We start from the raw sequence: 12,633 nt of genomic DNA, 5'->3' as shown, positions 1-12,633 counted from the left end.
ATATTATTCAAATGCATCAACTGCAATTAAAGCTTCTCCGGCTTTTATATCTCCAGTTTTTAATAGACGCACCTTTTGATTGCTATTCAATGCAGTGCATATGCATGGTGATGCAATAGATGGTGCATTATTTTTTATAAATTCTAAGTCAAAGCTTAATATTTTATCTCCAGCTTGTACTTTATCTCCCTCTTCCACATAAGTTTCAAAGGCTTTTTTATCAAGCTTTACTGTATCTATTCCTATATGAATAAGTAATTCAAGTCCATCAGTTGTTGTTAATCCCAATGCATGTTTTGATGGGAATACAAAACTTATTACTCCATCTGCCGGAGCTATAACATTTCCATCACTTGGGACAACCACAGCTCCATCTCCCATTATCCTGCTCGCAAATACTTCATCTGGTACTTCTGATAAATCTTTTGCTTCACCTGTCAATGGACTATTTAAAATCACTGTACTTATAACTTTTCCTTGAACCTTTTTTTCAATACCTTTTTCAGTGTCTTTCTCTGATTCTTTTTTTATTATTGCATAACCAGTATCTTCTTTATCTGGTGCTGTAACTAAGTAATCTTCTAAATTTGATTTTATAACAGTTACTCTTGGCCCATACATTATTTGGACGCCTACGCCTTTATGAAATATCCCCGATGCTCCAGTTTGTTTTAACAAACCTTGATTCACCAATTCAGAGTTATGTACAGTACAACGCAATCTAGTTACACAGCAATCAACATCAGAAATATTGTTCTTTCCTCCGAGACCTCTGCATATCATGGCCGAAAGTTCGTCTGCGTTTTCATTTTGATCATTTTTCTTTGCTTCTAAATCACTTCTAGTATAAAGCTTAACTTCACCAGAATCTTCACGACCTGGAGTCTTTAAATCAAGCTTCTTAATTAAGAAGGTGAATAATAAATAGTATACTACAAAATATACGATTCCTACAATAACAATCAGTATCCAGCTTGTTTTAGCATTTCCTTGTAAAATACCAAATAAGAATAAATCAATAAATCCACCTGAGAAGGTCATACCTACGCCAACGCCTAACATATGCATTAACATATAAGCAAGTCCAGCAAGCACACAGTGAATTCCATATAATACTGGTGCTACAAATAGAAATGTGAATTCAATTGGTTCTGTTATACCAGTGAGCATTGACGTTAATGCTGCTGATAGTAATAATCCACCTACTGCTTTTCTCTTTTCTGGCTTAGCACATTTATACATTGCTAGTGCTGCTCCTGGCAAGCCAAATATCATAAGCGGAAATTTACCCGACATAAATCTTGTTGCAGAAACACTAAAGTGTGTTATTCCTGGCGTTCCTAGTTCTGCAAAAAAAATATTTTGAGCACCTTCAATAACTTTGTCTCCTACTTGAGCTGTACCTCCAACAGCTGTTTGCCAGAATGGTAAATAAAATACGTGATGAAGCCCAAAAGGTATTAGTAGCCGTTCCATCAAACCATAAACCCACGTTCCTGCATAACTTGATGCAAGCACTATATTTCCAACTTTGTAAATAGCACCTTGAACTGGAGGCCAAATATAAAACATTAAAATTCCAACTATTAAATAGACAATTGAACATATAATAGGAACAAATCTAGTTCCACCAAAAAACGATAATACTTGTGGTAATTCAATTTTATAATACCTATTATGCAATGCTGCTGTACCAAGCCCTACGATAATCCCACCGAAAACACCCATTTGTAATGAAATTATACCAAGTACTTCAGTTGATGCGCCACTTAAAAGAGCTTCTGTTCCACCATGAATTTTAATCATGGCACCAATTGATGCATGCATTATAAGAAATGCAATTCCTGCTGCTAACGCTGCAACTTCTCTTTCTTTCTTAGACATGCCTATTGCAACCCCTATTGCAAATATTAAAGGCAAATTTTCAAACACAATATTTCCTGCATCATTCATTACTGAAAGAAGTGCATTGACAAATGTGCCAGGTCCAATTAAACCTGTAAGTCCATACGTATCAAGCATTGTTTTATTAGTGAATGACTCACCTATACCTAAAAATAAACCTGCTACTGGTAAAATAGCAATTGGAAGCATAAAAGATCTTCCTACACGTTGCAAAACGCCAAAAACTTTGTCTTTCATAATTCTTCTCCTTCATAGGATTATTTTTGCACATTATGAATGCCTTATTATCTCTTTTGTGTGCAAAAAAACATTAACCAACATAAACATCTTCAATAAATATTTATGTATAGTTAATGCCTACCTACCAGTCACATACTATATCATATTTTTCACTCTAGCATATCTATAACTGCATGTCAATGTTTTCATAAAATATTATCGCGGGCATTTTAATAAAAAAATAAACGGTATTAGTGATTTAACTTTTCTTCATATATATTATATAATATTCTCATAATATATTTTAGGAGGTCGGCTTTCTTATGAATAATATTCTAACTGAAGAAAATATAAAAAAGTTAAGAGAAGAATTAGATTATAGGATGACAGTTAAAAGAGCTGAAATAGCAAAAGAAAAATTAGTAGCTGCTGCTCACGGAGATAGATCTGAAAATGCTGAATATAAAGAGGCTTGCAGAAACTATAGAGAAAATGATAATAGAATCCAGTATCTATTAACTATGATTTCAACTGCAACGGTAATAGATGATGGTAGTATAGATAAATCAGTACTAGGAATTAATAGCAAAGCTAGAATTAGGTTTGTCGAAGATGATGATGAGGTTGTTGTAACACTAGTAACAACTATGGATCTCGATCCTGAAAATATGATTATAAGTATTGAATCAGACTTAGGTAAAGCATTATCCGGGAATAAAGCTGGTGATATTGTTGAAGTCAATGCTCCAGGTGAAAAATATTCAGTTGAAATACTCGAAGTACTATAATACCTATTAGATATTAGTTTTAAATCTTCATATGATGCATATTTTGAATCCCCTAGCTAAATTGGTAATTAATCAAAATCTTTGCTAAAATATAATCATATAATAGAAAATAGTGCATATAACAAAGAAGCTTTTTCTTTGTTATATGCACTATTTTTACTGATCTAGTTATGCAAATTTATATTTTCTATTTCTTTGTATAATTCTTTTCTTTAAGTAAAAGATTAATTTTTTCAAGGCGTTTAGTATATAAATCATAATCATCTAGCAAAATTCCCATATAAAGCATATCCACAATAGCTAACTGAGATATGCGTGAAACCATTGTCTCACTATAAAATGTAGTTTCTTCACCACCAGTAAAAAATGTTATGTCTGCATATTCAGAAATAGCTGGTGCTTTAAAATTTGTTAATGCAATAGTTCTTGCTCCAGACTCTTTTGCTATTTTTAAAGCATTTACAGTATCTATTGTGCTTCCTGAATGGGATACACCAATGGCAAGGTCATTACTTGTTAGATGACTTGCACAGATTTGCTGTATATTGCTATCAGAGTATGCTCTGCACTCTAATCCTATACGTAAAAATTTATTTCTAATATCACTAGCAACACTTCCCGAATTCCCCACACCGTAAACATCAATGATATTTGAGCTTCTAATCATTTCTATTGCCTTTTTATATTTATCAATATCAATTATTTTTAAAGTATCTTCTAAAGCCTTTATAGTAAGTCCAATCATTTTTACTGGCACATCTTCTATTTTTTCATCTCTATCAATATGAAGTTCTACTAGTAATTTGGAATCATACTGTTTATCTACAGATTCCCTTCCCCACTCTTTCATTAATGCCATCTTAAATTCACTATATCCACTACAACCTATACTTTTCACAAAACGTATAATTGTTGGCTCACTCACCCCTACTTGACGAGAAAGCTCTGCTAAAGTCATTGTAGAAACAGAATGCCCGTTTAATAATACATAATCGGCTACTTTTTTTTCAGATGATCTCAGTAAATTATACATATTTTTTATTTTATATTCGTAAGACTCAGTATGGTTCAATTCATCCACATCCTTTGTTTTGCAGTTTTCCTTAAATATATATTACACTAATGTAGTAAAACTACCAATTCAATATTTCTTTAATACTATTCTAAGATAATTCTCTTATATTGTAAATAGTTTTACTACATTATATCAATTGACATTGTAGTAAAACTACATTATAATATATTCAAAAGGAGGAATACCTAAATAATATTCAATACTGCATAATTACTACATTAGAATATTAAATACTAAATAGGTGTTATCGAAAATTATGATACCAACAAAAAAAGCTGCCGAAATGACTATAGAGGAATTAGGATCTTACATTGATCAATCAGTGCTAAGGCCAGAATTTACTTTAGATCAAATTAGAAAGTATATTCAAAAAGGTGTAGATTATAAATGCAAAACAGTTTGTGTCTATCCATCCTCAATAAATATTGCTAAAGAGTTAACAGCTGAAACTCAAACTGGGATATGTGTTGTATGTGATTTTCCTTTTGGTACATCAGCAACATCCTCAAAAATTTTACAAGCAGAAGAATGCTGCAAGCAAGGAATTGATGAGCTTGATATAGTTGCAAATTGTGGCTGGACACGAAGTAATTTGTGGCACTCAGTTGAGGCTGATATAAAAGCTGTCGTTGATGTGTGTCATGATTATGATATTCTTGTAAATGCAATTTTTGAAACTGATGCTCTAACATTAGATCAAATAAAAAAATCTACAGAAGTCGCTATTTCAGCTGGTGTTGATTTTATTAAGACATCAACTAATTTTCTAACAGGATTTGCTAGCAAAGGTGCTACCCCTGAAACCATAAAAATAATAATGGATACTGCAAAGGATCGCTGTAAAATTAAGGCCTCAGGTGCCATAAAGACAAGAGAGCACTTTCTAAAATTGATTGATATGGGAATTGATAGAATTGGGATAGGATATAAATCTACTCCTGTTGTCTTAGGTCTTTCATAATGAAAATAATAAATAGCTCGGTTATTATTGAAACTAAAGCTATAACTCATCATAGAAATATATATAAAATAGGAATGTAATGAATAATTTATATACATATTAATCCATCACATTCCTATTTTATATTTTAAAACTAAATTATCTAGATTTCTGGTTGTCATTAATTATAGGGATTTTTACCTCTATTTTTACCAAGCTCACTCTTCTGCAATTTTAATTGATTTACTGGAATTAAAAACTCAAAATCACTTATTATCAACTTCTTTTACATATTGCCATGTTAACCCTTCATCTTTTGATTCATACAAAGCCTTGCATCCCCCATTATAATCTCCATCAGATCCTTGACCTATTAAAACATTAAGGATTCCGTCTTGCTCATAAGGCATATCTGGCAAATCAAAAGGATTATATTTTTCCCCATTATCTAGTGTTACTTTTCTCTCTGGAAAACTTACTTTTTTATAAGATACACCGCCATCCTCGGTGCGATATAATTCTCCGTTACTGCCACCACTATGAGATAAACATAAAAAACCAAGTTTATCATTCAAAAAACTTATTCCAGCTGCCACCCCTGTTTTCCCTGCAAAAGGATCTTCATTTACAATTGTCCATGTATTTCCACCATTAATTGTGCTCTTCAAAGAGTACGATCTGCTTCCAGCTGCAGCTCCAGTCACTTCTAGCCTATAACCAACTTGATCAGACATATAAAATTCATCCTGATTATTTGATTTTTGAGAAATACTTTTATCTTTGTCTTCTTTTAAAGGTGTATGCGTCTTAATGTTATTTAAATCTTCTGTTAAAATATATCTATACGGAGTATATATTTTTTCTTTACCAGGTACGAATACTGAAACAGCATAACCTATTATCTCTGAAGAGGCCTTTGAAGCTGCTTTTGTGCTCCCTTCTGGATTAATATAAGTAATTCCATCAGTATTATATCCAAAACTTCGGTTACCGTAATAAAGAATCCCATATTTATTTTCATTCCATTTGCTCACTGTATTCTTAAGTGGGATAGCTTTCATTGTACTTAGCAATGGCTCTAACAATTTATCTTCATTATAATCAGCATTTGCATACCCATTTAAATATATTGTTATTTTATCTGATTTGTCATTATTATAACTTATTAAATAACTTTCTAACTTACCCTTATTATCTTTTCCATAAAGATATGTATCAAAAGACGTAATTGCTCCATCGGAATTAAAATTAAGATTAAAGTTACTTGAAACATACAATTTATCTGGCATATGAATTTCTTTATTAATGTCTGCGAAAATACCTTCTATTCCATTTTCATATATATTGTTATGTTCAAGCTTCACTGTCTTTTTGTTTTTTAAATCACTTAAAAACCACGAAAGTTTTCCGTTATAGCTTATTGTATCATTATATATTTTTGCTCCGTAAAATAATGTTGTAGCAGCTATAACTATCATAGCTATATAGATCCATATAGTTTTATAATTTGATTTGAAAATCTTTCCATCATTTAAGCCCTTCTTTATTATGACTATTTCTTCATCTGTTCTATCTATCATACTTAAAACTAATATGTCTCTGTTTCTAAGTGTTATAACAGCATATTTCCTATTTATTCTAAATGACTTTATATCTTGAAAATCTATCTCTAGTTCGTCTTCTTGTAAAACTTTTATATTGCTTTCATTAAATTTATATTTTTCTATAATCTGTTGCGGAACACTTATAGGCTTTTTTACACTTTTTATTATTACATATGTAAGCCACACTAAAATGAATGTTATACATCCAAACAATATAATAGTATTATTATGAAATCTTCCAAACCTAGAAAGCGTATATAACTCATAAAGCGAAATACAATATATAAATACAAATATTGGGTTAGACATCATTGATAAAAATATAATTCTTCTTATAATCTGCCTGTATTTTTTCATTTTAACCTCCTTGCTTTTTTATTAGTATATATAAATTATACAGCAAATTCCCAATTATTTGTATTGTTCTACTTTTTATATCTAATTTACAACTGAAATGGTCCATATAAAATCTAATTATTATTTAGATTTATGGTCATTATCACTCACTCCCATATTAATCTACATAAGAAAAATTAAAAATGACCAATGATTTACATTTAAAAATCATTGATCATTTTTATTATACACCTATTAATAATGCTCTTTTACTTTTTACTTTGCGCTTATACTCATACATACGTCTATCAGCTCTCTTTATTAATTCATCAAATTCAATTCCTTCTCTTGGGAAGTTAGCAATACCATAGCTATAACTACAAACAATTTTGTTTCCTTCAAATACTAGTGGGCAGTCTTTAAACTTTCTAATCGTTCTTCAAGCTTATTAGTTAAACTTACTAAATCTGAATTCAAAAAGATTCCTACAAATTCATCTCCACCAAATCTTCCTATAATATCGCCCTCTCCAGCCAAAGCATTTAAGCCTTTTGAAAATTCCTTAATTAATTCGTCCCCAGCCAAGTGGCCATAGTTATCATTAACAAGTTTTAAATCATTTAAGTCAAAAACTACAAGGAAAAATTCTTCTATATTCTTATCTTCATTATAAATTTCACTGTGAATTAATTGTTCAAACCACGTTCTGTTACATACATTAGTTAATTTATCATATCTAGATAAATATAAAGTTCTCTCATGAAGTTTATGATTAGTAATTGCAACCGAAACTTGATTTCTCATGTATTCCATTAATTCCAAATCTCCTTCATTAAAACAATTATTGTAGATACTATCAATATTCAAAAATCCATATAGTTCACCATCTATAATAATAGGTGAACTAATAATAGATTTTATTTTCATTCCCTCTGCCGTATCTAGCATTTTTATATTTTCTATTTTATGAATATCATTGAAAATAGTTGTTGTATCTACATTATTTCTCTCATTAGCCCATGCAAAGTGCTCTTCGTACTTTAATTCAAATGTTTTAATATCCTCTAAGTTATAGCCTTTAGCCACAGCTATTTTTAAACTTTTGTCTTTATCTAAAAGCAGCACCGATCCACAACTTCTGCTATCTATACAATTAATGACTTCGTCCAATATTAATTGCAGTAAATTATTAATATTAGATATCTCGTTAATCGAGTACCCTATTTTTAGCATTGATTCTTTTAATTTTAATAATTTACTTATCTTTTCTTTGCTCTTTTTTTGTTCAGTAGTGTCTATTATAACGCCAACTAATCCTTTAACATTATCATCTTCATTTACAACAACTGATTTATTAAAGATTACATCATGATATGTGCCATCTTTATGTGTAAGCCTTTCTTCATAGGCTTGGGATTGCTTTTGACTCATTATATTCTTATCTGAATTACTATAAACTTCAGCTAGTTCCTTTTCGAAAATATTATAAACGGTACTTCCCAAAAATTCTTCTTTACTCATTCCTAAAAATTCTGTAAATGCTGCATTGCAATGATTATATACTCCAAATTCATCCTTAGAATATATAGGATTAGGAATAGCATCAATAAGTGTTTGAAGAAATTTCGCATTATCATATACTTTTTTTCTTTGCACTTCAATCTCAGTAATATCTGTTAAAATTAGTATTTTACCAACTATCTTACCATTATTCTCAGATATATTATTAATATTTATCTTATAATATTTTAGCTTTTCTTCATAACTTATACTCATCAAGCTTTCATTGCTGGAACCATTCTTTATAACATTTAATAATGTTTTATATTTCCTACATACTTCATCAATCTTATGCTCTCCTTTACCTATGTCTCTTAACTCTAAAATAATATTTTTTGCTGAATCATTAAAATTTACTATATTATTTTCGGAATCCAATATTATAACACCTTCTAGCATACTGGAAAATACCTTGTTTAACGCTATTGGGGTAAGCTCCAAAAATTTGAATTTTAATATAGCAAAACTATAAATTATTCCCGAAAAAGAAAGCGTAAATGGAGATAAATCAAGAGTAAATGGTAACAGCTTCAATATATAAATGATATTCGCCCCCCATGGAATTACCCATGCAACTATTATAAGTAAAATTTGTTTTCTAATAATTGCAGCTGATTTTAAATATGCTGCTACCAAAAACACTAACCCTGCAATCATTAGAATGTATGTATAAGCAATATGTATCCAATACCAAGGCCCTTCTATTATCTTTGCTATTGGAAAAACTCCAGTATCATTCATATATAGTTCTTTATAGAATAGATGATGAAAATCATTCGTACAATTCAGAATAAATGTAATTGAAGGTATTATATATAGTAATGCTAAAGTATTCTTTTTAAATTTATCTTTATATCCTGTAAAGTTAAGTGCAAGCATTAACCAAAACACAGCTATAAATGGAATACCTAAGTATTCTATTTTTATCCAGAATTCTACTCCTTCGATGCTTGTACATAATATTTCAAATCCATATCCTAATGCATAAATTGATACAGGAATCAAAGACATTGAAACATATGATTTATCTCTTTTCCATGAAGAATATCCTATATACATTAATGTTAGCGCAGATAATAATAGTATCAAGCAAAAAAAAATGTTTAGCTTCAAAAACATCACCTCATACACTCCATTATACTAAATATATCTTGTAATATTCTACAATTTTATATTTAAAATAAAACATAATGCCACCTAATTCTAAAATTATGGCATATATGTCATTATAAACGTGTTACTAAATTTACACTGGATTATTATGTATCCAAAAATAATCCATTCTCAGAATTTCATAGATTCAGTAACGACTTTTAATCTTATATTAATTTATACTTTTGTGATTATAAGTTTAATTATAAAACACATTAAATATAAATCTAATATGATATATAAATAAAAATGATATCAGCATAAGAAATACTTATTTTTATGTTTCTTGTAATATTAAACTAAAGTTATAAAACACAAATATCCAATCTCTAAAATATCATCTCCAAAACCATCCCTAATGAATTCTATCATAGCATCAGTATTATTACCTATTATTCTTGAAAAAGCTACAGTGTAATTCTTTATGTCTTCCTCATCTATTTTATTTTCCATGCAATATTTTAAGAATAAGGAATACCTTAACAATAAATACTCTAATATAATCATTTGAAATGAAATAATCATCTCTTCTATATCATCACTGATACAATTGCTAAAAATTTTAGATATAATGCAATTTTCAATAAAGCTGCTATATTGTTCAAATAAACTTTTATAATCATTCCATTTAGATGAAAGTTTTTTAATTTTAGCATTTTCCGCGAAATTAGCAATATCTTTTAAAAGAATATTAAAAATAGAAACTTCCTTGTAATTCTCTATGATATCTAAAAATAGATTATTGACTTCCTCAACTGAGTCATTTGTGTTTATCTTTATTCCCTTATACATGTCAATAAGCTCTTTTACATAATTACTATTCTTATACTTTTCTAATTCTTTTAATAAGGCATGTTCTCCAAAATTCTCATTTTCTAAAATAGTCGATAACATTTGAAAGCTAATAATAAGCTTATTTTCTAGCAAGAAATTTTCTTGCTGCAGTATGTTTATGATGGTTTCTCTAACTTTAATTTCTAACGCATTACTTTCTAAATTATTATGACTTTCTGAAGTCATATTTATTTTGCCAGTCTCACTACCTATAACCTCTAATACTTCTGGACAGGAACATGATAATGAAAGCTCTCTTCTATCCTCAAAAATATTCTCTATTCTAGGAAAAATTTGGCATGTTAACGATAAATAATTTTCCCCATGATCTTTTACTATATTGCATAATCCATGGCTGTCTAAAAGCGGACATGCTTCATTTGTTTTCTTATTTATAAAATACTCATCTTTACCTTCATATCTTTTTATTTTTACATTATTTAAAATATTATTAGATTTGTCATTTTTCCAATTATCATATGTATTGTCATCTACACTAATATCCCATCCTTCACAACATGTGAATTTACACTTATCAGCTGTGCACTTAAACTTATCATAGTTTGAAATTTTTAAGGTATCTATTTTATTCATATATATCTCCAGTTTTTTATAATATTAACTTAACATTAACCATTATAGTTTAATTCCTTATCCTTAGTATACTGTTTATATAAAATATTCATATTTATTTCTCACTTTAAACTATTTCCTTTAAATATAACGCTTTTATAAATAAGATGCTCTTACTTTACCATGAAATAAAACTCTAAAAATATAATATAAAAAATCCCCTTCACTATTATATCCTCATGTATAATAGTGAAGAGGTTAATTTTTTAATAATTATTGTTCTATTAACTGCTGATAAAGTACATTTCACATTAATTTCCTGAATTTGCAGTTGTCCCACCTGTCGATGACTTTGTATCCATATTTTTAGTAGTTCCATCTGTAGAAGTTTTCTGATCTATATTCCCATTTGTTCCACTTGTTGATGCCTTTGCATCCGTATTTTCACTTGATGTTCCTGATGGCGACTTTAAGTTTGTGCTTCCATTTGTTCCACCACTTGTTGATGCTTTTGTATCTATATTATTTGGGCTATTTGCATCTGTTGATGTTTTTATATCTGAATTTCCCGATGCTCCACCTGCTTGTGTCTTTGCATCTGGTGTTCCAGTATCTCCATTTTGTGATGTTTTTGCGCCTGAATCTTTATTTGCTTCATTACCTGAAACTTTTACTGGAGAATTTTTACTTTTTCCATTTGTCGGTATTTTTTCATTCGCATTCTTAGTCTGTTCACCTTCTGACTGCGATTCACTCGTTGATTGCTTCTGAACTTCAGTTTTTTCATCTGAAGTTTTTGCATTAGTGGACATCTCTTGAAAATATAATGCTCCTAATGCTCCAATGCTTATAATCAAAATGAGTGATATAATGGCTATTAGCGCCTTTCTATTGTTATATGAGTTTTTATCTCTACCAAATCTCGTACTATTTTCTTTACCACCTATTTTCTTAGCAGTTTGTCCTTTATTTACTGTAGATCTGCGCCCTCTATTAGAAGTTGAAGCTTTATCATCCTTCGTTATATTACAAAGTAAATTCTTTATATTTTTAGGCATGTTAAGTAATGAGGATATTATTCCTCCTTGCTCAATTGATTGTATCTCTTTAAAATTTTCAGGTGATCTAATTGTTACAACAGGCTTTTTATATTCTCCATACTTACTTTCCACATACAATGTAGCTGAAAATTCATCATCTTTACTTAAGAAAGGTATATATATATCTAAAATGTTATCTTCTATTGAAGAATCAAATTTCAAACCTTTCGTTATTTGAGCATCTCCAATTTTCAAATCATTTTGTAACCCTTGTATATTTAAGGTTAACTTATGAATTGTTTTATTTGATATGTTTCTTACCGTAAGAACATATGCACATATTTTTTTGTTGTTTAATTCTAGTGGTACACCTTCTCCTATATTGCATAATATTTTAGGAGCCAGATTTTTATAATACTCTAACAGTAATCCAGATATAAATGATATTATTATAGTTATAATTGCAGTTTCGATAACACTTATCATAGTAATTTTCGCTTCCTTGTTTTTAAAAATTGTGTAACTAAATTATAGAGTAGAGGGATATTCATGTCAAACTTGAAAATTAATTATAATTTCTCCAATAATTCATATATAGCAGTACAGA

The 12,633-nt window shown here is 29.4% G+C and carries 9 protein-coding genes; 2 read left to right on the top strand and 7 right to left on the bottom strand.

Going from position 1 to position 12,633, the window contains the following annotated elements; all coding sequences use genetic code 11:
- Positions 1-3 precede the first annotated feature (3 nt).
- Positions 4-2,142: a PTS transporter subunit IIABC gene (locus AXY43_RS18715; RefSeq protein ID WP_023976692.1), complete on the bottom strand. Its 2,139-nt coding sequence runs from the start codon at positions 2,140-2,142 to the stop codon at positions 4-6.
- 305 nt (positions 2,143-2,447) lie between these two features.
- On the opposite strand from AXY43_RS18715, the gene AXY43_RS18710 reads away from it, so the two are divergent.
- Positions 2,448-2,912 (top strand): GreA/GreB family elongation factor, encoded by a 465-nt coding sequence (locus AXY43_RS18710; protein WP_011968094.1) that lies wholly within the window; start codon positions 2,448-2,450, stop codon positions 2,910-2,912.
- 187 nt (positions 2,913-3,099) lie between these two features.
- On the opposite strand, the gene AXY43_RS18705 is transcribed toward AXY43_RS18710, so the two are convergent.
- Complete coding sequence (locus AXY43_RS18705) at positions 3,100-3,993, bottom strand: MurR/RpiR family transcriptional regulator (protein ID WP_236886722.1); 894 nt, start codon at positions 3,991-3,993, stop codon at positions 3,100-3,102.
- Between the two features lie 250 nt (positions 3,994-4,243).
- On the opposite strand from AXY43_RS18705, the gene deoC reads away from it, so the two are divergent.
- Complete coding sequence (gene deoC / locus AXY43_RS18700; protein ID WP_023976693.1) at positions 4,244-4,948, top strand: deoxyribose-phosphate aldolase; 705 nt, start codon at positions 4,244-4,246, stop codon at positions 4,946-4,948.
- A 245-nt stretch (positions 4,949-5,193) separates the two neighbouring features.
- Here deoC and AXY43_RS18695 read toward each other — a convergent pair whose 3' ends face one another.
- The 5 genes from AXY43_RS18695 to AXY43_RS18680 all read right to left on the bottom strand — a co-directional run bounded on the left by AXY43_RS18695 (position 5,194) and on the right by AXY43_RS18680 (position 12,512).
- Positions 5,194-6,888: a WD40/YVTN/BNR-like repeat-containing protein gene (locus AXY43_RS18695; RefSeq protein WP_105411958.1), complete on the bottom strand. Its 1,695-nt coding sequence runs from the start codon at positions 6,886-6,888 to the stop codon at positions 5,194-5,196.
- 223 nt (positions 6,889-7,111) lie between these two features.
- Positions 7,112-7,231, bottom strand: coding sequence for a hypothetical protein (locus AXY43_RS28535; protein ID WP_279220090.1), 120 nt, complete (start codon positions 7,229-7,231; stop codon positions 7,112-7,114).
- A 41-nt stretch (positions 7,232-7,272) separates the two neighbouring features.
- Positions 7,273-9,540 carry a histidine kinase N-terminal 7TM domain-containing protein gene (locus tag AXY43_RS18690; protein WP_279220043.1) on the bottom strand — a complete coding sequence of 756 codons (2,268 nt, stop codon included), beginning with the start codon at positions 9,538-9,540 and terminating at the stop codon, positions 7,273-7,275.
- A 333-nt stretch (positions 9,541-9,873) separates the two neighbouring features.
- The gene (gene fliB / locus AXY43_RS18685) at positions 9,874-11,007 is read right to left on the bottom strand and encodes a flagellin lysine-N-methylase (protein ID WP_039772575.1); all 1,134 of its coding nucleotides are present in this window, start codon (positions 11,005-11,007) and stop codon (positions 9,874-9,876) included.
- 290 nt (positions 11,008-11,297) lie between these two features.
- On the bottom strand, positions 11,298-12,512 hold the full coding sequence (locus AXY43_RS18680) for a hypothetical protein (RefSeq protein WP_105411957.1): 1,215 nt from the start codon (positions 12,510-12,512) through the stop codon (positions 11,298-11,300).
- Positions 12,513-12,633: the final 121 nt, after the last annotated feature.

This window comes from Clostridium sp. MF28, assembly GCF_002969175.1.
Classification (GTDB): Bacteria; Bacillota; Clostridia; order Clostridiales; family Clostridiaceae; genus Clostridium; species Clostridium beijerinckii.
Note: the sequence above shows the minus strand (reverse complement) of the source record. Positions and strands in the feature narration are given on the sequence as shown.

Excerpts from the sequence above, each read along its gene's own strand:
- AXY43_RS18715 (WP_023976692.1), bottom strand. The coding sequence starts at position 2,142 with ATGAAAGACAAAGTTTTTGGCGTTTTGCAACGTGTAGGAAGATCTTTT.
- AXY43_RS18710 (WP_011968094.1), top strand. The coding sequence starts at position 2,448 with ATGAATAATATTCTAACTGAAGAAAATATAAAAAAGTTAAGAGAAGAA.
- deoC (WP_023976693.1), top strand. The coding sequence starts at position 4,244 with ATGATACCAACAAAAAAAGCTGCCGAAATGACTATAGAGGAATTAGGA.
- AXY43_RS18695 (WP_105411958.1), bottom strand. The coding sequence starts at position 6,888 with ATGAAAAAATACAGGCAGATTATAAGAAGAATTATATTTTTATCAATG.
- fliB (WP_039772575.1), bottom strand. The coding sequence starts at position 11,007 with ATGAATAAAATAGATACCTTAAAAATTTCAAACTATGATAAGTTTAAG.
- AXY43_RS18680 (WP_105411957.1), bottom strand. The coding sequence starts at position 12,512 with ATGATAAGTGTTATCGAAACTGCAATTATAACTATAATAATATCATTT.